Source organism: Sphingobium sp. EP60837 (genome assembly GCF_001658005.1).
In the GTDB taxonomy this organism is placed as follows: domain Bacteria; phylum Pseudomonadota; class Alphaproteobacteria; order Sphingomonadales; family Sphingomonadaceae; genus Sphingobium; species Sphingobium tyrosinilyticum.
Window position 1 is genome coordinate 437,089 of record NZ_CP015986.1, and the last position, 22,416, is coordinate 459,504.

The 22,416-nt window shown below is 63.2% G+C and carries 20 protein-coding genes and 1 tRNA gene; 13 read left to right on the forward strand and 8 right to left on the reverse strand.

From position 1 onward, the window contains the following. Positions 1 to 105 precede the first annotated feature (105 nt). The 3 genes from mfd to EP837_RS02015 all read left to right on the forward strand — a co-directional run bounded on the left by mfd (position 106) and on the right by EP837_RS02015 (position 4,900). Positions 106 to 3,567 carry a transcription-repair coupling factor gene (mfd, locus tag EP837_RS02005; RefSeq protein WP_066524041.1) on the forward strand — a complete coding sequence of 1,154 codons (3,462 nt, stop codon included), beginning with the start codon at positions 106 to 108 and terminating at the stop codon, positions 3,565 to 3,567. 192 nt (positions 3,568 to 3,759) lie between these two features. Continuing rightward, on the forward strand, positions 3,760 to 4,182 hold the full coding sequence (locus EP837_RS02010) for a hypothetical protein (protein WP_066524042.1): 423 nt from the start codon (positions 3,760 to 3,762) through the stop codon (positions 4,180 to 4,182). A gap of 1 nt (position 4,183) precedes the next feature. Then, on the forward strand, positions 4,184 to 4,900 hold the full coding sequence (locus EP837_RS02015; RefSeq protein ID WP_225870564.1) for a TorF family putative porin: 717 nt from the start codon (positions 4,184 to 4,186) through the stop codon (positions 4,898 to 4,900). A 27-nt stretch (positions 4,901 to 4,927) separates the two neighbouring features. On the opposite strand, the gene EP837_RS02020 is transcribed toward EP837_RS02015, so the two are convergent. After that, positions 4,928 to 6,946 (reverse strand): putative bifunctional diguanylate cyclase/phosphodiesterase, encoded by a 2,019-nt coding sequence (locus EP837_RS02020; RefSeq protein ID WP_066524047.1) that lies wholly within the window; start codon positions 6,944 to 6,946, stop codon positions 4,928 to 4,930. Between the two features lie 121 nt (positions 6,947 to 7,067). Here EP837_RS02020 and moaA point away from each other — a divergent pair, with 121 nt between their 5' ends. The 3 genes from moaA (at position 7,068) to EP837_RS02035 (ending at position 9,008) form a co-directional block, all read left to right on the forward strand. After that, entirely contained in the window at positions 7,068 to 8,081 is a 1,014-nt protein-coding gene (gene moaA / locus EP837_RS02025; protein WP_066524048.1) for a GTP 3',8-cyclase MoaA, read from the forward strand. Then, a complete protein-coding gene (locus EP837_RS02030) occupies positions 8,078 to 8,854 on the forward strand; it encodes an NAD kinase (RefSeq protein WP_066524049.1) in 777 nt (258 codons plus the stop codon). Before moaA ends, EP837_RS02030 begins: the two co-directional genes overlap by 4 nt. A 79-nt stretch (positions 8,855 to 8,933) precedes the next feature. Further along, positions 8,934 to 9,008: transfer RNA gene (locus EP837_RS02035), tRNA-Asn, on the forward strand. A gap of 259 nt (positions 9,009 to 9,267) precedes the next feature. Here EP837_RS02035 and EP837_RS02040 read toward each other — a convergent pair. Genes EP837_RS02040 through EP837_RS02050 form a run of 3 tightly spaced genes read right to left on the reverse strand, consistent with a single transcriptional unit; the run spans position 9,268 to position 11,844 of the window. Beyond that, complete coding sequence (locus tag EP837_RS02040) at positions 9,268 to 10,575, reverse strand: SPOR domain-containing protein (RefSeq protein ID WP_066524053.1); 1,308 nt, start codon at positions 10,573 to 10,575, stop codon at positions 9,268 to 9,270. A 15-nt stretch (positions 10,576 to 10,590) separates the two neighbouring features. Then, the gene (locus EP837_RS02045) at positions 10,591 to 11,103 is read right to left on the reverse strand and encodes a hypothetical protein (RefSeq protein ID WP_066524054.1); all 513 of its coding nucleotides are present in this window, start codon (positions 11,101 to 11,103) and stop codon (positions 10,591 to 10,593) included. Between the two features lie 18 nt (positions 11,104 to 11,121). After that, positions 11,122 to 11,844 (reverse strand): ParA family protein, encoded by a 723-nt coding sequence (locus EP837_RS02050; RefSeq protein WP_066528529.1) that lies wholly within the window; start codon positions 11,842 to 11,844, stop codon positions 11,122 to 11,124. Positions 11,845 to 12,027: 183 nt separating this feature from the next. On the opposite strand from EP837_RS02050, the gene EP837_RS02055 reads away from it, so the two are divergent. The 5 genes from EP837_RS02055 (at position 12,028) to purU (ending at position 15,089) form a co-directional block, all read left to right on the forward strand. Next, positions 12,028 to 13,068 carry an SPOR domain-containing protein gene (locus tag EP837_RS02055; protein ID WP_066524055.1) on the forward strand — a complete coding sequence of 347 codons (1,041 nt, stop codon included), beginning with the start codon at positions 12,028 to 12,030 and terminating at the stop codon, positions 13,066 to 13,068. Between the two features lie 324 nt (positions 13,069 to 13,392). Then, a complete protein-coding gene (locus EP837_RS21985) occupies positions 13,393 to 13,575 on the forward strand; it encodes a hypothetical protein (protein WP_380802929.1) in 183 nt (60 codons plus the stop codon). Between the two features lie 15 nt (positions 13,576 to 13,590). Next, positions 13,591 to 13,926: a 2-oxoadipate dioxygenase/decarboxylase family protein gene (locus EP837_RS21990; RefSeq protein WP_380803075.1), complete on the forward strand. Its 336-nt coding sequence runs from the start codon at positions 13,591 to 13,593 to the stop codon at positions 13,924 to 13,926. A 105-nt stretch (positions 13,927 to 14,031) separates the two neighbouring features. Next, positions 14,032 to 14,154 (forward strand): hypothetical protein, encoded by a 123-nt coding sequence (locus tag EP837_RS21995; RefSeq protein ID WP_443019114.1) that lies wholly within the window; start codon positions 14,032 to 14,034, stop codon positions 14,152 to 14,154. Between the two features lie 95 nt (positions 14,155 to 14,249). Continuing rightward, positions 14,250 to 15,089 carry a formyltetrahydrofolate deformylase gene (gene purU / locus EP837_RS02065; protein WP_380803078.1) on the forward strand — a complete coding sequence of 280 codons (840 nt, stop codon included), beginning with the start codon at positions 14,250 to 14,252 and terminating at the stop codon, positions 15,087 to 15,089. Positions 15,090 to 15,658: 569 nt separating this feature from the next. Here purU and EP837_RS02070 read toward each other — a convergent pair. The 4 genes from EP837_RS02070 to EP837_RS02085 all read right to left on the reverse strand — a co-directional run bounded on the left by EP837_RS02070 (position 15,659) and on the right by EP837_RS02085 (position 19,363). Continuing rightward, entirely contained in the window at positions 15,659 to 15,862 is a 204-nt protein-coding gene (locus EP837_RS02070) for a DUF2093 domain-containing protein (protein WP_066524057.1), read from the reverse strand. Further along, on the reverse strand, positions 15,862 to 17,265 hold the full coding sequence (locus EP837_RS02075) for an NAD(P)H-dependent flavin oxidoreductase (RefSeq protein ID WP_066524059.1): 1,404 nt from the start codon (positions 17,263 to 17,265) through the stop codon (positions 15,862 to 15,864). The genes EP837_RS02070 and EP837_RS02075 overlap by 1 nt, the downstream gene beginning before the upstream one ends. A gap of 93 nt (positions 17,266 to 17,358) precedes the next feature. Then, entirely contained in the window at positions 17,359 to 18,501 is a 1,143-nt protein-coding gene (locus EP837_RS02080; protein ID WP_066524060.1) for a glycosyltransferase, read from the reverse strand. Next, positions 18,494 to 19,363 (reverse strand): alpha/beta fold hydrolase, encoded by an 870-nt coding sequence (locus EP837_RS02085; protein WP_066524062.1) that lies wholly within the window; start codon positions 19,361 to 19,363, stop codon positions 18,494 to 18,496. The genes EP837_RS02080 and EP837_RS02085 overlap by 8 nt, the downstream gene beginning before the upstream one ends. 74 nt (positions 19,364 to 19,437) lie before the next feature. On the opposite strand from EP837_RS02085, the gene EP837_RS02090 reads away from it, so the two are divergent. Together EP837_RS02090 and astD are read left to right on the forward strand one after the other, a co-directional pair. After that, positions 19,438 to 20,832, forward strand: a complete 1,395-nt coding sequence (locus EP837_RS02090) for a protein adenylyltransferase SelO family protein (protein ID WP_066524064.1) — start codon at positions 19,438 to 19,440, stop codon at positions 20,830 to 20,832. Between the two features lie 62 nt (positions 20,833 to 20,894). Next, positions 20,895 to 22,328, forward strand: coding sequence for a succinylglutamate-semialdehyde dehydrogenase (gene astD / locus EP837_RS02095; RefSeq protein ID WP_066524065.1), 1,434 nt, complete (start codon positions 20,895 to 20,897; stop codon positions 22,326 to 22,328). The last annotated feature ends 88 nt before the right edge of the window (positions 22,329 to 22,416 follow it).

Here is a 22,416-nt window from a genome sequence, read left to right on the forward strand (position 1 = left end):
ACTTGCCCGGGCCGCAGGCCTGGTTAGCGGGGTGGGCCTGATCCGCCAGCGCTGCAATGCCCACCCCTAACCCCTCCCGCTCGCGGCAGGGGGATTGAGAAGCGAATGACCGATCTTCTGAAAATCCTCAAAGCCGCCGCGCCCATCACGCTGTCCGGGGTGCCCGCCGGGTTTCAGCCCTGGTTGTTGGCGGACATCGCGCGGGCGGCGCCTTCGCGGGCGCTGTTCGTCGCGCCCGATGAGCAGCTCATGCGGGCGGTGGCGGACACGGCGCATTATTTTGCGCCCGAGATCGAGATTGTCGAGATTCCGGCGTGGGACTGCCTGCCTTATGACCGGGCAAGCCCTTCCTTGCGAACGGCTGCGGCGCGTCTGGCCGGACTGCATGCTTTGCAGGCGAAACCTAAGGGGCCGCAGCTTGTCCTGACGACGATCAGTGCGCTGACCCAGCGGACGCTCACCCCCTTCCGCGTGCGGCAGCTGGTGGCGAAGCTCGCGTCCAAGGAGCGGATCGCGATCTCGCGATTGGCGGAGATGTTGCAGGCCAATGGTTATGTGCGGACTGATACCGTGCATGACCGAGGGGAGTTCGCCATTCGCGGCGGGATTGTCGATCTGTTCCCCGGCGGCGAGGAGCAGCCGCTTCGGCTCGATTTCTTCGGGGATGAGATCGAAACGGTGCGGCGATTCGATCCAGCGGACCAGCGGACCAGCGGGGGCGTCGATGGCTTCACGCTTCTGCCCGCGTCCGAGGCGTTGCTCGACGAGGACACGATCAAGCGCTTTCGCGGGCGTTATCGCGAGACCTTTGGGGCGACGGCGACGGGCGACCCCCTCTATCAGGCGGTTAGCGACGGGCGGCGGCTGGCGGGGATGGAGCATTGGCTGCCGCTGTTCGAGGAAAAGCTGGTGCCGATGACCGAGCATCTGGGCGACGACACCATCGTCGTACTGGACCATGGCGTGGCGGGCGCGGCAGAATCGCGGTTCGAGGCCATCCGGGATTATCATGCCAATCGAGTGCAGGCGAAGTCGTCCGATCCGGGTGCTTACCGGCCTTTGGAGCCCAAGGCGCTGTATCTGGATGCGGCGGAATGGGACCGCCTGGTGCGTGACTGGCCGATGCACGCGACCTCGCCCTTCCACGAGCCGGAAAGCGCCACTGTCCTCGATTTCGAGGTTGATGGACCGCGCGATTTCGCGCCGGAGCGGGCGCAGAACGCTAATGTCTATGAGGCGGTGGGCAAGCATATCGCCTCGCTCCAGCGGGCCAAGAAGAAGGTGGTCATTGCTAGCTATTCCGGCGGTGCGCGGGAGCGGCTTTCGGGCCTGTTGATCGATCATGGACTGAAGCGGGTCGCAACGGCGGACAGCTGGCAGGAGGCGCTGGGGATCGCGGCGGGCGGGAGCACGGTGCTGACCGTGTTGGCGCTGGATCACGGCTTTACTGCCCCCGACGTCGCCGTGCTGACCGAGCAGGACATGCTGGGCGACCGGCTGGTGCGGCGCGCCAAGCGGAAGAAGAGCGCCGACGCCTTCCTGGCCGAACTGGCGACGCTCTCACCGGGCGATCTGGTCGTGCATATGGACCATGGCATCGGCCGCTATGAAGGGCTGACGCAGATCCCGGTCGCCAAGGCGGCTCATGATTGCGTGGCGCTGGAATATGCAGGCGGCGACAAACTCTATGTGCCGGTGGAGAATCTGGAGGTTCTCTCCCGCTATGGCTCCGACAGCGAAGGGGTGAGCCTCGACAAGCTGGGCGGCGAGGCGTGGCAGCGGCGCAAGGCGAAGATGAAGGAGCGCATCCGCGAGATTGCGGGTGAATTGCTCAAAACGGCAGCGGAGCGGGCCCTGCGCATGGCGACCGTGGCGGAGCCGGACAGCGCTGGATATCCGGCGTTCGTCGATCGCTTCCCCTATCAGGAGACAGAGGATCAGGATCGCGCGATCAGCGATGTGGTCGAAGACCTGGGCGCAGGGCGGCCGATGGACCGCCTCGTGTGCGGTGACGTTGGGTTCGGCAAGACCGAAGTGGCTTTGCGTGCTGCTTTCGTGGCGGCGATGGCGGGGATGCAGGTGGTGGTGATCTGCCCGACCACCCTGCTCGCCCGGCAGCATCATATGAATTTCGAGGAGCGCTTCCGGGGCTTTCCGGTGAATATCGGGCGCCTGTCGCGACTGGTGCCGGATAAGGAGGCGAAGGCCGTGAAGGCCGGGTTGGCCGATGGGACCGTCGATATTGTCGTGGGCACCCATGCGCTGCTGGCGAAGGGGCTGGAGTTCAAGCGGCTGGGGCTTGTCATTGTCGATGAGGAACAGCGGTTCGGCGTGACTCATAAGGAACGGCTGAAGAGCCTCAAGACCGACGTGCATGTGCTGACGCTGACGGCGACGCCGATCCCGCGGACGTTGCAGATGGCGATGTCAGGCTTGCGGGAACTGTCCGTGATCCAGACGCCGCCGGTAGATCGCCTGGCCGTGCGGACCTATATCATGCCCTGGGACGGGGTGGTGATCCGCGAGGCCCTGCTGCGCGAGCATTATCGTGGCGGGCAGAGCTTCTTCGTGGTCCCGCGCATTGCCGATCTGACCGAAGTGGAAGAATTTCTGCGGACCGAAGTGCCGGAGGTGCGGCCCGTTGTGGCGCATGGGCAGATGGCGGCTAGCGAGGTCGAAGAACGCATGTCGTCCTTTTACGACAAGCGCTATGATGTGCTGCTCTCGACCACCATCGTTGAGAGCGGCCTCGACATTCCGTCAGCCAACACGCTGATCATACACCGGGCAGATCGGTTCGGGCTGGCGCAATTGTACCAGCTTCGCGGGCGTGTGGGGCGGTCGAAGACACGCGCCTATGCCTATTTCACGACGCCTGCGAACAAGGTCATCACCGAGACCGCGGAAAAGCGGCTGAAGGTGCTGTCCGATCTGGATACGCTGGGGGCCGGGTTCCAGCTGGCGAGCCATGACCTTGATATTCGCGGCGCGGGCAATCTGGTCGGTGATGAACAGTCCGGTCACATAAAGGAGGTCGGGTTCGAGCTGTATCAGTCGATGCTGGAGGATGCGATCCTGGAGGCGAAAGCTGGCGGCGCGGGGATTGAGAGGCGGGAAAGCTTCTCACCCCAGATCAGCGTGGATGCGCCCATCCTCATCCCGGAAGATTATGTGCCGGATCTGGACCTGCGCATGGGCCTCTATCGCCGCCTGAATGAGGTCGAGGACCGGCAGGGGCTGGAGGCTTTTGCAGCGGAACTCATCGATCGCTTCGGCAAGCTGCCTGCGCCGACGCAGAATCTGTTCAAGATCATCGAGATCAAACAAAATTGCGTGGCGGCAAACATCTCGAAGATCGACGTCGGGCCAAAGGGTGCGCTGGTGAGCTTCTTCGAGGACCGTTTCCCGCGGCCCGAAGCGCTGGTGGCCTATATCCAGCGGTTGAACGGCGTGGCGCGGTTGCGGCCGGACAGCAAGGTCGTGGTCAATCGGGCCTGGGCCGATCCCGCCGCGCGATTGAATGGAGCTTTGCAGCTGTCGAAGGGACTGGCGAAGGCGGCGGGGTGACGGCGATGGAGGCCGTGCAGCGTTAGCAAAGCGCTTTTCCGTTTCTCGATTCCGCTCGAAACGAACGGAAGCGGTGCGTGGCTCTTCGCAGCACCCCTTTGTCGCCCGTCAGCAAAATAGCAGCAATAGTCGCAACCTAAATCCCGCCTCGATGAACGGACAGCAAAGTCCGGCATCGAGCAGGAGATAGACATGAGTTTGACCTTCATCGCCATGGCGGCTGCGGCTGCCACGCCCCATGCCACGCATGTTGTTCAGTTAGACCATCGCGGCACGCCGATGCAGGCGACCTATACCGCGCGGGCGGAGGTTCGTCACAAAACGGTTGGGGCGAAGGTCCCGAACCGGATGGACATGACGCGGTGCCAGTGGACGGCGACAATCGTCGTGGACCGCGCGCTAAATCACGGCCCCGCGCTGGCCCGCACTGTTTCGAGCGACAAGCAGATTTCGGGCAGCGAAACGGGCGCATGCACGCCGGGCCGCCGGTCGGGCGAACGCAATCTGGCGCAACATGATGCGGCGATCCGGGATCATCTGCTGGCGGTGGCCGAGGGTGATCGCGCGCCCTTGCTGGCCGAACTTGATGCCGTCCGCAACCTTGCGTCGAACTGACATGCGCCTGGCGCTGGCGAGCGGATTGATCGCTTGCGCCAGCGCCTCCCCCGCCCTCGCGCAATATGAGAGCGGGGTGTCGGCGACGGTTGAAGCAGCGAGTGAGGAGCGGCGGCGGGGACTAAGCTGGAGCGACGGCGAGCCGGTGCTGCGCGGGTCAATTTCGATGCCCGTGGCGAAAGGGCTGAGCATCGAGGGGGCTACAACATCCTTGTGGGGCAGCGACCGGCATGGCGACGCGGACGCCGTCATTGACCTGGGCGCAGTCTTTGCCCGGCAGTTCGGCGGGTGGAGCCTCTCGGCCGAGGGCCGTTATCATCTGTTCCCAGGAGCATCCGGGCCGGGCTATGGCGAGATCGGGGCAGGCGCGGCTTTTCTGATCGGGCCAGCGAGCGTGGACCTGAGCGCGAACTATGCGCCTAAGCAGTCAGCCATCGGCGGGGACAATCTTTATCTGTCGGCTTCGGCGGTGGTTGGGGTGCCCGGAACACCACTGACGGTGTCCGCACGGATCGGGCGGTCTTCAGGAGATGTTCGTGATCCGGTCCGCGCGGCTCGGTTACGGCCGAACGGCGCATATTGGGATCATGGCTTCAACATCGATTATCTGAAAGGGCGGTGGTTTGCCGGGCTACGCTATGCTGACAGCAGCATCGATGGGCCGGGCTCGCATCACGCTGGAGCCACGCTGATAGGCCGCGTGGGCTTCAACCTTTAGCTTTCCATGTCACCTTCGCGGTCGCGGTCAGGCCGCCAGCGCCATGGCGACGAGGTCTGCTGACGCCACGCCCGCCGAGCGCAGGAACCCTTGATAATAGTCGCATCCTTCGCGGGCGAGCAGATCGAGTTGCTGCTGCGTTTCCACGCCCTCCGCGATGACGGCGAGGCCGAGGGACTTGGCCATGTGGATGACTCCCCGCACGATGATGCGGTCGCGGGCGGTGCCCGCTATGTCCTGCGCCAGGCCGCTGTCGATCTTGAGATAGTCGAGCGGCAAGCTCTTCAGGTAGGCGAGGCTGGAGTAGCCGGTGCCAAAATCATCGACCGCGACCGCCAACCCTTCGGCCCGCAATGCGGTCAGGAGCGCGGTGGCCGCACCGACATTTTCGATGAGCCCGCTTTCGGTAATCTCAACGGTCAGGCGCGCGCGTGGAAAGCCACTGCCATCGACGAGATTGAGGAACTGACTCATGAAGCCAGGCTGAGCGATGTCCGCGGCCGTCACATTTATCGACAGGCGCAGATGCGACAGCGCACGGGGCCATGCGGCTGCCTGATGCAACGCTTCGGCCTGTATATGGGCCGAAAGCGGGAGCATATAGTCGGACCGCTCGGCCGCGGCGAAGAGCATGCCCGCGCCAAGTGAGCCATATTGCGGATGATTCCAGCGCGCGAGCGCCTCCACGCCGACCATATGAACGCCATCCACCGGATATTGCGGCTGAAACAAGATACCGATCTCCCCCCTGTGGAGGGCCAGGCGGAGGTCGGTTTCGAGCTGGTCCGGATCGACTTGACGGCTGCGCTTTTCAGCAGAGAAGATGCGGATGCCCTCCCCGCCTCCGGCCCTCGCATCGGCCAGTGCAGTGCCCGCACGGCGGAGCAGGCGGGTAGCGTCGTCGTCGGCGCGCGACTGGGCAATGCCGCAGCGCGCGGTGAGGCGAATGAGGTGATCGCCCGCGCTGAATGGCCGGCCGATCGCTGCCATGAGCTGACGAGCCAGGAAGGTCGCCCGGTCGCTCGCCGCCGCTTCGCCGGTCAGGCCGATGAGAAATTCGGTCCCCGCAATGCGCGCGACGATTGCGCCGGGTGCGGCGTCACCGGCCATGCGCTCGATCCGACGGGCGATGCGGCCCAGCAATGCGTCGCCCACGACCTGGCCATAGGCAGCATTCATGCGATCGAACTGGCTGATGGAAAGCAGCAGAATTGTCTTCGCGAGCCCTGAGCGCTTCTCCAGCCAATCGAGCGCCGCCTGGCGTGAGCGAAGGCCAGTCAGGTCATCGCGTCCAGCCGCATCATGACCATGCGCCTCCGACAGCCACTCGACATCGGCGGCGACGGTGCCATCGATCCGTCGCACGTGATGCACAAGCCTGTCATCCGGCCGTCCGGGAGCGGCATGGGCGAAGACTTCCGCCCGGCCAGAACGCATCATGCCGCGCAGCGCCGCGATGACCGAACGGCGTTCGGAACGCGGCAGGCAGCGGACGAAGCGCGCGGGGCTGATCGTCTGACGATCGAGATTGAGATGCCGGGCGAGATTGTCGCTGAGCCGTACAGCACGCCCGCCCTCCTCCAATTCCCAGAAAAGCGCATCGCCACGGCGGATGCGCTGGGCTCTTTGGCTGTGTGTCACGCCGCCGCCGAGGCGATCGACCAGCCGCTGGGCGGAGGCGAGCGTTGCGTGCATCTGTTCCGGCGAGAATGGTGCGGCGAGAAAATGAGTCGCGCCAGCCTCGAACAGTCCCGATGTCCCGCCCACATTTGGGGCATCGATGAGTGCAATCAGCGCGCCACCGCCTGCCTCGACTGCGGGAAGGATGGAAGCGATCAGGCGGACATCACCTTCCGAAGCGTGACGCATGTCGACTATCGCGATCTGAGCATCGCTGTGAAGGAATCGTTGCGCCGCGTCGGTCGGCCGCCGCGCGGCGATGGCGCGCCAGCCAGCCTGATCAGCTGCTCGCGACAGCCCATCACGATCTCCAGGAGACAGGATGAAAAGGCTGCGCTGTCCATGCAGTGCGGTTTCACCGCTCACGTTAAAACTCCTAGGGCGCAGCGCATTGGGCGTAGATAGTGGAAAGGGGTTAGCGACCCGTTCACGCCGCTGCAACCGGCAGTGCTTGCGCGGCGGTTTGCCATGGCTTAGCTAGTCGAACATGAACAAGCCCGATCTCCCGCGCACGGGCCTGACCGATGCGTTGGGCCGCCGGATCAACTATTTGCGGATTTCGGTGACGGATCGCTGCGACCTGCGCTGCCGCTATTGCATGGCGGAGCGGATGAGCTTCCTACCCAAGGATCAGGTACTGACGCTGGAGGAGATCGCGCTGCTGGCGGACCTCTTCATTGCGCGGGGGGTTCGCAAGATCCGGCTGACGGGCGGTGAACCGCTGGTTCGCCGGGACATTGTCGATCTGGTCCACCGCATCGGGCGGCATTTGGGCGAAGGTCTGGACGAACTGACGCTGACCACCAACGGCACCAGGCTCGCTCAGCACGCCGACGCGCTGTTCGATGCCGGGGTGCGACGGATCAACGTGAGCCTGGACAGCCGCGATCCGGAACGCTTTGCCCATGTGACGCGCAACGGCAATATCGGGCGGGTGTTTGAGGGGCTTGCAGCGGCGAAGGCGGCGAGCCTAGCGGTGAAGATCAACATGGTGGCGCTGAAAGGCGTGAATGAAGATGAGATCCTGCCAATGCTGCATTGGTGCCATGAGCAGGGTTTCGACCTGACGCTGATCGAAACGATGCCGTTGGGCGAGACTGGCGAGGATCGGACGGATCATTATCTGCCGCTGACGGAAGTCGTGGATCAGCTGCGGGCGCATCATGAACTGCGGCCGCTTGCGCATCGGACGGGCGGGCCGTCACGTTATCATGCGGTAGAGGGCCTGACGGCGCGGTTGGGACTGATCACGCCGCTGACGAACAATTTCTGCGCAGATTGCAATCGGATGCGGATGACTTGCGAGGGCAAGATTTTCATGTGCCTGGGGCATGAGGATCATGTGGATCTGAAGTCGGCCTTTCGCGAAGGCGGGCTGTTGGCGGTCGAGCCGCTGATCGATCGAGCGCTCCGGCTGAAGCCTGCCGCCCACGACTTCCGCATCGGCGCGGGCGCACCTGGCGCAGCGGTCAGCCGCCACATGAGCGTGACCGGCGGATGAGCGAGGAGCCCCGGCGGGCCCTGCTCGCCTCCCCCACTCAGGCCGCCAGGGCCGCGGAGGAGCGGCTGCGCGCCGCTTATGACTTCGTGCCGGTCGAGCAGGCCAATATGATCATCGCGCTCGGTGGCGATGGCTTCATGCTGCAGACGCTGCATTCGATGCTGGAGGGCCACAGGATCATGCCGGTATTTGGCATGAACCTGGGCACGGTCGGCTTCCTGATGAATGAATGGCGGCTGGAACGGCTGGAGCAGCGGATCGAGGCGGCGAAGCCGTTCAAGGTCAATCCGCTGCGCATGACCGTCGATACCGTCGATGGCGAGCGTTTCTCGATCCCCGCGATCAATGAAGTGTCGCTGCTGCGTGAGACGCGCCAAACGGCGAAGCTGGAAGTGCATGTGAACGGGCGCACCGCGCTTTCCGAACTGGTTTGCGACGGCGTGCTGGTAGCGACTCCAGCGGGATCGACCGCCTATAATCTTTCGGCGCATGGCCCGATCCTGCCGCTGGGTTCGGGGCTGGTCGCGCTGACGCCGATCAGCCCGTTCCGACCCCGCCGGTGGAGAGGCGCTATCCTGCCGGAAAGCACCGCGATTCGTTTTACCGTGCTGGACCCGGTGAAACGTCCAGTCAGCGCCGTGGCGGATCAGCGGGAAGTTCGCGATGTCGCGCAGGTGGAAGTGCAGATCGATCGGGGCACGCCGCTCACGCTGCTGTTCGACCCCGAACATACGCTGGATGACCGCATTGCGGCCGAACAATTCATCGCCTAAAAAAATTCGCAATTCTGCGCTTGCCATCCGAAGAATCCCACTGCTATAGGCGCGGCCTGCCCAGCGAGAGCCGGGCTGCTCCCCGATAGCTCAGCGGTAGAGCATTCGACTGTTAATCGAATGGCCGTAGGTTCGAATCCTACTCGGGGAGCCACTTTCACCACTCTGGCGGGTGTTCAAAATGGCCGGAAATCCCTATAGATCAGGATGATAGCGCGGAGATTTTGCGCACGTAGGCGATCGTATGTTGCGCGAGGCGCGCGTCGGCTTGCGTGAACCGCCTGGGCGGCCTGAGCCTATCGTGGGCGCCCCTTTTCGAAAGAAGAGGAGCGCTTGGATAAGCTCAGCCCAATGGCGGGAGCTAGCGAGACATGCGTGGTTTAGCGGGGCGGCGAAGCCCCGGTGCTGCCGCTTCAGCGCGATGCGAACTGACGGGGTTTAAGCGCCAGCGCCCAGCGCTGGGGCGCTGCGTCAGGAGCGTTTTCGCGCACGAAGCATTGGCCGCGGCGAGCGCGGATGGCTCGACATAGGGCGGCCGCTTCAATGCGATCGTTGAAGCCGCTGACAGCCAGGCGAGAATAGCTGACGCCGTTCACCGTGATCTGGCTGGTGAGTACGGGCAGGGTTGAAAGCGCGTTGTTGCGGCGTGCCATCTCAAACCATTTTTCCTTGGCGATAGCAGCATTTTCGTAGGCGCCGAGTTGCACGACCCAATTGCTGCTACCCCTTCCTTCCACATGGAAGGCCGCCTGCATGCGGCGGGGCGCGAGTTGGGCACGGACAGTTGCCGGCTGACGGACGCTGGCAACCTTCATCGGCGCTCGAGGCGCTGCGAAAGCCGGGGTGGGGGTTTCGGCAGCCACATAAGCGGCCTGCTGCACGGCTTCGGCCTGCGGCATATCTGCCGCGGCGACTTCCACAGGCACGGGCTCGGCTACAGGTTCCGGCGCGGTAGCTTGTGCGGCCTGGACCGGCGCGGCTTCTGGCGCGAGCGCCAGCGCGACCGGCTGACCGACATCGGCGCCGCTGATAGTTACGCCCATCAGTCCAGCAATGCGCTGCTGCGCGAAGTCCGGAGCTGCGGTCTGTGCCCACTGCGCGATCCGCTGATTGGCGGCGAGCGGCTCAAGATCAAGCCCGGCCATCATGCGGGCGTCCTTCCAGCGACCTGCCATCGCATAGGCATAAGCCAAGTTCTGGCGCGTGCGCGCTGTAGCCGACGGATCGTGGATGGCATCGGCAAGGATGCGGACCCCTTCGGCAGCGTCACCCGCCATCGCTATGGCAAGACCATAGTCGCCGGCGGGAACGATGTCGGCATGGGCCGCGAGAAGATCGCGGGCCGCTTCATTCTTGCCGAGCGCTACCTTGACCAGCGCCAGGCTGACGATGGTGCGAGGATCGCGGTTGCCAAGCGTCATGGCGTCGCTGAGCGCTGTTTCAGCCGAAGCAAAACGGCCGTTGGCGACATAGGCGCGGCCCAGCAACTGGCGGTAACCGGCGTCACGAGGCGCAGCCTGCACCGCAGCCTCGGCTGTAGCAAGGGCATGCGCGCCATCCCTGCCTGCCAGCGCCTTGTCGATCGCCGCAGCGGCGCGATCGTCGCCCCGCTTCACCGGGGCAATGGCGGAGGGACGAAAGGCGGCGCCGGTGCAACCGACCATCGTCGTTCCAACGAGCAGCGACGACAGGGCCGCCTTGGCAAGAGCGTTGCGCTTCATGGCGATGTCCTTCTCTTACTCTGCTTCGCTACGCGGCAGTTGCTGCGCGAGCCGGTCTATTTCGGGCAGGCTGGCGAGGAATATGTCGAGCGCCTCCGTCACCATCTGCTGCGACGACCGGCCGATGACGGCGCTGGCAAGGCGGAGCTTGAGGTGGCGACTCGCATCGAGGCGAAGCGTGAACGCGGCTTTCCGGCCCTTCGAGCGCGTGGCAGGAGACACCGTCTTGACGGCTTCCTCCATACGCTCAACCAACTCTTCGCGTGCGATCACCACGGGTGGTACGGGAGCAGCGACAGGCGGTAGAGTCATCGGCGTAAGCCCCACGACAGCGCGGGGCTCTGCGGGCACAGGCTCCGGTTCCGTCACGTCAAAGCCCATGTCGTTCCAGCCCAGATCGTCCTGCATCAGGGCGGCGTTCGCCTGACGTCCGAAACCCATGACCGGACGGCGCATGGCGGGTTGAGCAGCGCCCTTGCGAGCGAGAAGCCCGGAGGTCAGCGAAGCGAGTGGCTTAGGTTCGGCCATGATGTCTTCCCTTTCCTTTTACTGGCCAACGACTCGGCGGCCGAAGCCACCTGTCGCCGGACGAACTGCACCAGGCGTGCCCGCAGTGCCGTTGGGCACCGAGAAGACGGTTCGGCGGAAATTCTTTTCAAGCCGGTCGGAGACGTAGCTCCAGAGTTGGGTGACTTCGCCAGCGGACCGGCCGTTGGGATCCACCTCCATCACCGTGCGGCCATCGATCATCGACGCCGCAAAATCGGTACGATGATGCAGCGTCACCGGCGCGACCGTGCCGTGCTGAGAAAGGGCCACAGCGGCTTCGGAAGTGATCCGCGCCTTGGGCGTCGCAGCGTTGACGACGAAGATCAGCGGCTTGCCCGCACGGTCGCAAAGATCGACAGTCGCGCCAACGGCGCGGAGGTCATGAGGGCTGGGGCGCGTCGGCACTACGATCAGTTCGGCGACGGAAATCACGCTCTGGATCGCCATGGTGATGGCGGGGGGCGTATCGATGACGGCGAGCTTGAACCCCTGCTGGCGCAGAATTTCCAGGTCTGCGGCGAGCCGCGCGACCGTTGTCTGCGCAAAAGCGGGATATTCCGCTTCACGCTCGTTCCACCAGTCAGCGAGCGACCCCTGAGGATCGATGTCGATCAGAACCACCGGGCCGGCGCCCGCCATCTGGGCCTGCACGGCCAAGTGACCAGACAGGGTGGTCTTGCCTGATCCACCTTTTTGCGATGCCAATGCGAGTATGCGCACGCGCGTTTCCCCCAGAAAATCCAATTGCGGACTGAAGTGCCATGGGGGCGCCTAAGAATTGGTTAACGCCTCGCCATCCCTTCGAGATGAGCGAAACACTATCACGCAGCATGTGCTTAATGCTAAGTTGGCATTAACCTTGTTAGATCATAGGCTGCGGCGAAGCTGTCCTTTCAGGAGCACATGCATATGAAGCAGATCTGGGGCGCCTTGGCCGCCGCAACCATGCTGAGCCTGGCGCCGCCCGCCTTCGCCGATGTGAAGGCCGGGGTAGATGCTTGGCAGCAGGGAGATTATGACAAGGCGGTCACCCTATGGCGGCCACTCGCCCAGGCTGGCGACCCCGACGCGCAGTTCAACATGGGCCAGGCCCACAAGCTGGGACGCGGGGTGAAGGCCGATATGGCCTCTGCCATCGATTGGTATCGCAAGGCGGCGGCGCAGGGCCATGCACGAGCGGAAGATAATCTGGGGCTGCTGATGTTCCAACAAGGAGACCGTGCGGGTGCCCTACCTTATCTTCAGCGGTCGGCGGCAAGGGGGGAGCCGCGTGCACAATATATCGTCGGCACCGCCCTGTTTAACGGAGACATTGCGCCGAAGAATTGGCCGCGCGCCTATGCGCTGATGACTCGCGCATCGGCAGCGGGACTGGCTCAGGCGACGGCCAGCCTTAAGCAGATGGACAAATATGTCCCGGCCGACCAGCGCGAGCAGGGCCTCGCTATGGCGCGGGACATGGGACAGAAGGAAGTAGCGGCGCTGGCGGAGGCGAATGGCCGGACGTCAAGCGCACCTGTTGTGCGCGAGGGGCCGCCGCCGCTCGCAACCGCAGCCTTGCCCCCTGCCCCGGATGCTGAGAAGCCTGCTTTACCCAAGGCTTCCGCGAAGGCGAAGCCGGCGGCTCCCAAAGCGGTCGCGGCCGTTCAGCAGCCGAAAACGCCCGCTGCCAAGGCGCCTCGCGAGGCGGAAGCCCCAAGAGCAGCTACAAGCGGCGGCTGGCGGGTACAGTTGGGCGCGTTCAGCGAAGAGGGCCGTGCGCGCGCTCTCTGGAACAGCTTGCGCGGCAAGGTTTCCGGCCTGTCCACCTATCAACTTTTCCTAGTGAAGGGTGGCGCGGTGACGAAGTTGCAGGCCGGGCCCCTGGCTAGCAATGCCGAAGCGGCGCGACTGTGCGGCGCGATCAAGGCTGCTGGCGCAGACTGCATGCCTCGAAAAATGTGACATGATTGGCGGCTTCTGCATCTTGGCAGAGTGAAGGTCGCAGGCGATAACAGGCTTTCTGTCTGTGAAGCGCCATGGGCTGGTGACAGGGAATTATTCCGGCACTCGCCGAAGCGGTGCTGGAGCAAGATGCTGCCCGGCAGGTGATGGCGACGATGACTATCGCGCCGTCATTGCTGGCGGAAAAAAGACCCGCCGTATCGCGGGCGGCACTTGCGATGACAATGAACGTCGTCCTGTTCCACGGGCTTCTTGAGCGGGTTACGAGCGGGACGGCTTATGTTGCCGACACGCTTGCGCGAGGCGGCAAGGTGATGTTCGACCATGGCGCATGCGGACGGTACGCTTGGTCCAAGGGCCACTGGCGCCCTGCCCGCTGGCGAGGATGCCTTCGCTCGTATCTTTTTGCCTTTGGGCTATCAACTGGCAGGCGTCTATCCGCTCGATCAGCTGAAGATGACCGGCAGGACCTATGCCCATGCTGACGCGCCCGAGGATATTCCATAGTTCTTCCTTTCCGAACTGCATGTCGATCGTTTTGACGCCGATTTTGCCAATGTTGCGGCGAGGACATTCGGGACTTCGCGCGATCCGCTGAACGCGGACACAATGGGCCTTCTGGAAAGCTATGCCCAAGGGGGACCGGTGCGGTTCGACCAGGCAGCAGCGGCGCTGCCCGTGCTGGTATCGGCGTTCGACCGGCAGCATGACCCAGTAACGCTCGATGACTATGAGTTGTTGCTGTCGAGGTCCCATGAGGCGGCCTGGATCGCGACGGAAGGCAATGCCTTCAATCATGCGACCGACCGGGTGGCAGATGTTGCCGCCCTTGCCGACCGGCTGAAGCGGGAGGATTGACCGATCAAGGACAAGATCGAAATATCCCGCACCGGCCCCGTGCCCCAAACGGCGTTGCGAGCAGACCCCGTCGAACGAAATTTCGCAGGGAGAGAGCTGCGCGAGGTGCCCGGATCATTTTACGAGTTCATCAGCCGCGACGTCGATCCGGCGACCGGCCGGCTGGACCTGTCCTTCGACGCGGGCAATGCGACCGGCATTTTCGCGACGACCAGCGTGAAGGGCTGATCCTTTAACGGCTTGATCATGCAGCCGCCATAAGGCAACGGCGTTGCCGATCATTGGCGGAGGCGTTGTTGAACAATCCGGTTGTCCCTTCCTGGGTGCTGACGCTCGTCTGCGCCGACCGCGTCGGCATCGTTGCTGCGGTCAGCCAATTTCTGGCCGAGCGCGGGGGCTTCATCACGGACAGCCAGCAATATGCCGACCGGGAGGCCGGACGCTTTTTCATGCGGGTGGCGTTTGAGGCGACCGATGGGCAAATGGCGGATACGAACCGGCTGCAGGCGGAGTTCGAGGCCATCGGCACGCGCTTCGCAATGGACTGGCGGATGACGCCTGCACAGGAAAAGCCGCGCATGCTGCTTGCGGTGTCGAAGGGATCGCATTGCCTGGCCGACCTGCTACACCGCTGGCAGACGGGCACGCTAGCGATCGATATTATGGGCGTGGTGTCCAACCATCCCGACATGCGACGCATCACCGAATGGCACGGCATCCCCTATCATGAACTGCCGCCTAATGGGGACAAGGCTGGACAGGAAGCGGCGTTGCTAGGGATTTTTGACAGGACGCGGTCGGACTATCTTGTCCTTGCGCGCTACATGCAGGTGCTGTCAGAGGACCTAGTCGGACGGCTTGAAGGCCGCTGCATCAACATCCATCACAGCTTCCTACCCGGCTTCAAGGGCGCGCGTCCTTATCACCGTGCGCATGAACGCGGCGTCAAGTTGATCGGCGCAACGGCCCATTTCGTTACGGCGGACCTGGACGAAGGGCCGATCATTGAACAGGCAGTCGAGCGTGTCGACCATCGCGCGACGGCGGAAGATATGATCCGCATTGGTCGCGACATCGAGGCACAGGTGCTGGCCCGGGCGGTCGGATGGATCGCCGACCGCCGGGTGCTGCTGAACGGCGGGAAGACCGTCGTTTTCCGCTAATCAGAGACCGAGACGGGCCCAGAAATCTTCGGGCGCGATCGCTGCATTCGCGCTCGCTCGCGGCGTTCTGGACCAGGATGAGTGGGGCAGGTAAATGTCGCGCCGCCGGTCGGATGGGCGCTTTTGCTGAGAGCGAACAGATTTGCGGGTCATCGTTTTCTCCTTGTGCGGAGGAACACGAAACCTTGCGTGGTCGCATCAGGGTCGTGCGCTTTAGCCGTTGTTGACGCGGAGCAAGCTGTCATCCTTCAAAAGCCGCGGAGCATATACTCACGATCTTATCTACTTATAAGGTTGAGAAAGGAAACATAGCTTTGCTTTAGCGGTAACGATTCCCGCTACTGGGGGGGGGAACCCGAAGCGGGCAGCCTAGAAGATGATGCTGTAAATGAACCAGCCCACGATCAGGAAGCTGGTGGCGACGCAAATTCGATCGCCATAGATATCTATTCGCGACATCGCTGACATCCTTCCGCACGCGGCGATCTTTGTCGCCTGCTTGCAAAGCATAACGCACAGATCGGCGGAAGGGAACAGAAAGGATGAAGCTCAGCGAGCGCTAATTTTGCCTAGAGGCCGCGATGGCGCAGGAAGGATTGCGTCGCCTCTACCGGCCCGCGATACGCCTCCTGAAATTCGGCGCTCCAATATTTCAGATCATCGAGATCGATTCGCGCGCCCGAGACAGCACAGAGAACGAACTGGCCGGGGCGCACGATGTCGAAATGTGGCGTGTGATATTCCAACACCGCCAATCCCTGAATATCCGCCATCAGTGGCCCGTCAGGATGCGATCGACCAGCTGCTTCACGGTGGGCACGAAGCCGTTGGAGTAGAAGGGGTCCTGCTTGAATTTATAGGCGCCATGGCCAGCAAACAGCAGATTCTTGTCCAGGTCGCCGCCATGGACGGCTTCCTGCAGCGACTTTTGAATGCAGAAGCTGCGCGGATCGGCGAGGCGGCCGGTCGAGTTGGTTTCGCTGTCCATCCAGCTGGAAAAAGCGCACTGGCTGAGGCAGCCCATGCAGTCGGTCTGATCCTTGCGGATCTCCGCCTTTTCCTCTTCCGTGACGAAGACAAGCGTGTTGTCCGGCGTCTTGAGCGCGGAGGTGAAGCCCTGCCCCACCCATTCCCGCGCCCGAAGGAGGTCGCCGCGCGTGACCCAGAAATTCTTGCCCTTCACGCCCGCGTCAAGCTGATGCGTGTGATCACCCGCCTGTTCGGTGCTGAACGGAATCTGCCGTTCCGACCGAGCCTCCAACTGGCGCAAGAAGGGATTGCGCACCGCCGAGCTGTAAAAGCCGGTGGGCGAAAAACGGTGCAACAGGACATCGCCCGGCTCGAGCTGGGTCAGGCGCTGCTTCCACTCATCCGGGATCGGGCTTTCCTGCGTCAGCAGGGGACGGGTGCCGAACTGGAAGGCGATGGCGCCCAGTTCCGGATTGTCGATCCAATCATTCCAATCCTTAAGCGCCCAGACGCCGCCGGCCATGACTATCGGCACATCGTCGGAAATGCCGCCTTCGCGCATGGTCGCGCGCAGGTCGCGAACCCGGGGATAGGGGTCTTGCGGCTGACGCGGATCTTCGGCGTTGGACAGGCCGTTATGCCCACCCGCGAGCCAGGGATCTTCATAGACCACCGCCGCCAGCCATTCCGACGCCTTCGAATAAGCGCGCTTCCACAGCGCACGGAAAGCGCGGCCGGAACTGACGATGGGAAGGTAGCTGACGCCGTAGGAAGCGGCGATTTCGCTCAGCTTGTAGGGCATACCCGCGCCGCAGGTTACGCCGGCAACCATGCCCCTGGTCTTTTCCAGTACGCCGTGCAGCACACGCTGGGCCCCGCCCATTTCCCACAACACGTTGATGTTGATCGCGCCCTTACCACCTGCGATTTCAAAGGCGCGCTTTACCTGTTCGACGGCGCCGTCGATGGCATAGGCGATCAGTTCTTCGTGGCGGTCGCGGCGGGTGCGGCCATGATAGATTTGCGGGATGATATTGCCCATGCTGTCATAGCTGTCGGCGTTGACGGCCGACACCGTGCCGATGCCGCCCGCTGCCGCCCAGGCCCCGGAGCTGGCGTGGTTGGACACAGCGACGCCCTTGCCGCCTTCGACCAGCGGCCAGACTTCACGACCACCATAGATGATGGGCTTCAAACCCTTGAACAACGCAATCTCCCGCGCAATAGCTGCTGGGTCCCCGATCGGGTGAAAGCGGCTTTATAGCAGCTTCCGCCAGCGGTGACGAATTTCCGGCGCGCCCTACCGCAAAATATGGGGGCTGGATAGTGCTTGTCCATAGAGGGACGCATAAGCATCGACCATGGCGGCTTCGTCGAAATCGCGTTGAGCGCGGTGGCGGTTGGCTTTACCGAGGCGGGCGCGAAGCTCGGGATTTGCCGCAAGGTTGCCGAGAGCGTGGGAAAGGCTGGCTTCATCAGGCACGATAAAGGACTGATTTTCAGGGGCGATCATCTGTATGACGTCACCCACGTCCATGGATGCTATGGGCAGTCCCGCAGCCATCGCTTCAACCAGCGAGATCGGGAACTGCTCACTGTCGGACGAGAGCGCAAAAATATCGAGCGCTCCCATGAAACGCCAGGGTTGGGTGAGGAAGCCGGGCATGCAGATGTCATCCAGCCCGTGGCGGTCCGCTTCTGCCAGGATCGAATCTCGTTCCGGGCCATCACCGATGATCACCAGTTGCAGCCGGTCCCGATGAGGCGCGACGGAGCGTATCAGGCGAGGAATATTCTTGACGGGGCGCAGCCCGGCCAGGGTTCCGACGAGCAGCTTGCCCGGCGAACGCAGAAGCCCAGGTATCGCGTCAGCAGCGACGGGCCGCGCATAGCGGGCAACGTCAATACCGTTGCGGATCAGATGAACCTTAGACGCAGGCTGCTTCCAAACGGTGCGCGCGATTCCGTCGAGGCGGATTGACGGCACGACCACGGCCCTCGCCCGCTGAAGCGCCAGACGGCGATAGAGGTTGCGCTCGGCCTTCAGCCGTTCGGCTTCCTCTATATTGAACCCATCCTCATGGTGGATAAGCGGCGGCATCCGAAGAAAGGGCGAGCAGAAGCGGTGAGCCATGACCGCATCCATCGCGCCCCAATTATAGGTCAGAATCAGATCGAACCCGGCCAGGAAGCGGCCGAGCGCACGGAAACGCAAGGGACCGGGGCGACCGGTGAGCGCCGGGGGTTCGGGAAAGCTGACTGCGACGGAGGGATCGATCGCAGCGCGTGCGCCCATAGATTGGGGCGCAGCGCTGACGATCATATGCTGGGCGCGGTCGCCCCACAGGTTCATCAGGCGTACCGCACGCGCTTCCTTCCCGCCAAGCGAGAAGCTGCCATGCACGTGCAGCAGCCGGGGCGGCCGCCGGGAAATATCAGCCATGGAGGACCCGCACCAGCAAGCGGTCTATGGCGGCGGCGGCTGCCGGCTCGTCTAGGACGGGGGCGTGGCCCACATCGGGAACGGTGACGAGTTCCGCGCTGGAACCGATTTCGGTCGCCATCCGCTCCGCCGTGGCGGCGCTGAGCAGATCCGAGCGTTCGCCGCGCAATATCAGGGTCGGCACGTCACTGAAGGACGCCATGACGGGCCACATATCGACGCCTGCCTCTCCGCCCATCATGCGAAGCGGCTCGGCAACGCGCATGTCATAGTCGAGTACAACACGGCCCCCGCTGCTGAGCCGGTAAAGGCGCTTGGCCATGGCCAGCCATTGTTCCAGTCCATAGCCAGGATAGACGTCGCGATTGGCCTCCTCCAGCGCGCGGGCGGCCTGCACCCAGCTTTGATGCGACTGGCCGACGCCGACATAGGTGCGAATCCGGTCCAGCCCCGCCTGCTCCAGCTTCGGGCCCACGTCATTGAGCAGCGCGCCTGCGAGCCATTCCTTGTGCGTTGCGGCTATCAACATGGTGATGAGTCCACCAAGAGAGGTGCCGATCGCCACGAAGCGAGTGATCGCCAGGTCGGCCAGAAGGCGGCTGATGTCCTGCAGATAATTGAGCGGGACATAGGTCATCGGGTCTTTGGCCTGCGCACTTTCCGCGCGACCGCGCATGTCCGGGCAGATTAGGCGCCAATCACCGGCGAGACGCTCAGCCAGCGGCTCGAAATCGCGGGCGTTGCGCGTCAGGCCGGGGAGGCAAAGGAGCGGCGGACGGCCATCGTCATCACCGGGATAGTCCCGATAATGAAGCCTGAGGCCGTCGGGGGACCACCAATATCCGTCGGTGAACTTGGTCAACGGTCGTGCGCCCTCATTTACTTGGGTTTGTGGCAGCGGTTGCAACTTCCTACCCTGTTCCCCCATATCGCCGCATGGACAAATCCTCGCAAGCCACCAGATACAATCCGGCAAAGGAAATATTCGCTCTTCAGCCGGACTTTGCCGACAACGTCGCCGCGGCGAATTTTCCGCAGACAATTCTGCGCTTTCGCAATGACAAAGCGGCGACCAGCGTCGGACTGGATGGGCTGACGGATGAGGAATGGGTGCGGCATTTCGGCCGGTTCGAGCCGCTCGCCGATAATCTGCCCGAGCCGCTGGCGCTGCGTTATCATGGACATCAGTTCCGGGTTTATAATCCCGATATCGGGGATGGCCGGGGATTCCTTTTCGCCCAACTGCGCGACAAGGCGGGGCGGCTGCTGGACCTTGGGACAAAGGGTTCGGGACAGACCCCCTACAGCCGGTTCGGCGACGGCCGCCTGACGCTGAAAGGCGGAGTGCGCGAGATATTGGCGACCGAAATGCTGGAGGCGCTGGGCGTAAATACGTCCAAGACCTTGTCCCTGATCGAGACCGGCGAGGCGCTGGAGCGCAATGATGAGCCCTCCCCTACCCGCGCGGCGGTGATGGTGCGCCTCAGCCATTCGCACATCCGCATCGGCTCCTTCCAGCGCGCCGCTTATTTTGATGACAAGCCGCTGCTGGAGCGGCTGACGGATTATGCGCTGCGCGAACTTTACGGCGAGGAGCCGGGGAATAACGCACCCGCCCAGCTGCTAGGCCGCGTCGTGGAGCGGACGGCGAATCTGGCGGCGAGCTATATGGTCGCAGGCTTCGTTCATGGGGTGCTGAACAGCGACAATATCAACGTCACGGGTGAGAGCTTCGACTATGGGCCATGGCGCTTCACACCGTTGTGGCAGCCGGGTTTCACCGCCGCCTATTTCGATCATGCGGGGCTATATGCCTTTGGGCGGCAGGCGGAAGCGATCCATTGGGACGCGGCGCAGCTCGCAGTGTCGCTGCGGCCGCTGGTGGAGGCGGAACCACTGATCGAGCAACTTGAGCGCTTTCCGCAGCTTTATGGGGAGGCGATGGTGCGGCGCTTTTGCTGGCGGCTGGGGGGCGTGCCTTCAGGTGACGCGAATGGGATGATCGAGGCGGCCGTGCGGGCGATGGCGGCGACCGAGACTCCGATCGATCGTTTTTTCCATGATTGGCGCGGCGGGGAACCGCGTGACGGGACGGACTATTCCGCAGAAGATTGGGCACCATTTCGCGATGCCATCGCCGGGTTTGACGCCCGCGAAAAGGATGAGCATCCCTATTGGCGGGATGCGGCGCCTTGCTCGATGTATATCGACGAGGTCGAGGCGATCTGGAGCGCAATTGCCGAGCGGGATGATTGGGAGCCGTTGCACGCGAAGGTGGCGGCAGTCAGGCGGATGGGAGAAGCGATGGGAAGCGGGCCGAAAGTGCCGTAGTTCCCGCTCTTCCTCGTGCCACCGCCCTTCCCTAACGTCCCGTTATCCTCCATATCGGAACAATGGCCGCCACGCTGACTTCGACCGAACCCGCTACCGGCGCTGTCCTGTGGCAAGGCTCTTTCAGCGATGTCGAGGCCGAGGTTGCACGGGTCCGCGCAGCCTGGCCTTCATGGGCTGCGCAGCCCGTTGCCTACAGGATCGAGACGCTCCGCCGCTTCGTCAATGTCGTGCGGGCGAATGAGGAGGCGCTAGCCGACCTGATCGCGCGCGAAACGGGCAAGCCGCTGTGGGACGCGCGGACCGAAGTTGCGGCGGTGATGAACAAGGTCGATATCTCCGTCGCCGCTTATTCGGAGCGCACCGGGCAGCGGCGGCTGGAGGCGGCAATGGGGGCAGGCCAGTCAGTGCGGCACAAACCGCATGGCGTGATGGCCGTGCTAGGCCCCTATAATTTCCCGGCGCATCTGCCTAACGGACATATCGTTCCCGCGCTGCTGGCGGGTAATGGCGTGCTGTTCAAGCCGTCCGAAAAGACGCCTGCCGTCGGCGAGATGTTGGTGCGCTTCTATCATGAGGCAGGCGTGCCGCAGGATGTCGTGCGCGTGGTGGTGGGCGGCCCGGATGAAGGCAAGGCGCTGGCATCTCATGGAGATGTGAACGGCGTCCTTTTTACCGGCTCGGCGGCAACAGGGATTGCGATCAACCGTCAATTCGCAGCCAATCCAGGCAAGATTTTGGCGCTCGAAATGGGGGGCAACAATCCCATCATTGCATGGGATACTGGCGACATCGCAAGCGCGGCGGCTTTGATCGTCCAGTCGGCCTTTCTGTCGAGCGGACAGCGTTGCACGGCGGCAAGCCGATTGATCGTGAAGGAAGATCTGGCGGGCTTGTTGATCCCGGAAATCAAGAAGATAGCAGATCGGCTAATCGTCGATCATCCCCATGCGGACCCTGCGCCTTTCATGGGTCCGGTGATCGACAATCAGGCGGCGGATCAACTCACCGAAAGCTTCCTCTACCTGATGAGTCACGGCGGCCGGCCGATCAAACATCTGGTGCGTCTGTCAGAGGAGCGGCCTTTACTAAGCCCCGCGATCATAGACGTGACCGCGATGGCTGAGCGGCCTGACGTGGAACTGTTCGGGCCTTTGTTGCAGGTCATCCGGGTGCCGGATTTCCCAGCGGCGATCGCGGAGGCGAACAATAGCCGTTATGGGCTTTCCGCTTCGCTAATCGGGGGATCGCCAGAGCAATATAATCAATTCTGGGCGAATGTCCGATGCGGGATCGTCAACTGGAACCGGCCGACCAACGGCGCTTCGTCATCGGCGCCTTTCGGCGGGCTTGGGATTTCCGGCAACCACCGGCCGAGCGCTTATTATGCCGCGGATTATTGCGCCTATCCTGTGTCTTCGGCAGAGATTGAGCAGCCGCGAGCATCCATTGGCGTCGGGCTGAAGGATATTGATACAAGCGCAATGGGGGAGTGAAGCGATAGCTTCTTTGCCCCAGCCGTTGCTCGAGGACGAGCTTACCCCAAATTTTCCTTCGTCCCGGACAAAGCATTCTGAATTGAAA

Coding starts and splice junctions, on each gene's coding strand:
- astD (WP_066524065.1), top strand. CDS start 20,895: ATGGCCGCCACGCTGACTTCGACCGAACCCGCTACCGGCGCTGTCCTG.
- EP837_RS02070 (WP_066524057.1), bottom strand. CDS start 15,862: ATGGCGGATATTCAGGGATTGGCGGTGTTGGAATATCACACGCCACAT.
- EP837_RS02090 (WP_066524064.1), top strand. CDS start 19,438: ATGGACAAATCCTCGCAAGCCACCAGATACAATCCGGCAAAGGAAATA.
- EP837_RS21985 (WP_380802929.1), top strand. CDS start 13,393: ATGGCGCATGCGGACGGTACGCTTGGTCCAAGGGCCACTGGCGCCCTG.
- mfd (WP_066524041.1), top strand. CDS start 106: ATGACCGATCTTCTGAAAATCCTCAAAGCCGCCGCGCCCATCACGCTG.
- EP837_RS02080 (WP_066524060.1), bottom strand. CDS start 18,501: ATGGCTGATATTTCCCGGCGGCCGCCCCGGCTGCTGCACGTGCATGGC.
- moaA (WP_066524048.1), top strand. CDS start 7,068: ATGAACAAGCCCGATCTCCCGCGCACGGGCCTGACCGATGCGTTGGGC.
- EP837_RS02015 (WP_225870564.1), top strand. CDS start 4,184: ATGCGCCTGGCGCTGGCGAGCGGATTGATCGCTTGCGCCAGCGCCTCC.
- EP837_RS02040 (WP_066524053.1), bottom strand. CDS start 10,575: ATGAAGCGCAACGCTCTTGCCAAGGCGGCCCTGTCGTCGCTGCTCGTT.
- EP837_RS02055 (WP_066524055.1), top strand. CDS start 12,028: ATGCATATGAAGCAGATCTGGGGCGCCTTGGCCGCCGCAACCATGCTG.
- EP837_RS02045 (WP_066524054.1), bottom strand. CDS start 11,103: ATGGCCGAACCTAAGCCACTCGCTTCGCTGACCTCCGGGCTTCTCGCT.
- EP837_RS02010 (WP_066524042.1), top strand. CDS start 3,760: ATGAGTTTGACCTTCATCGCCATGGCGGCTGCGGCTGCCACGCCCCAT.
- EP837_RS02030 (WP_066524049.1), top strand. CDS start 8,078: ATGAGCGAGGAGCCCCGGCGGGCCCTGCTCGCCTCCCCCACTCAGGCC.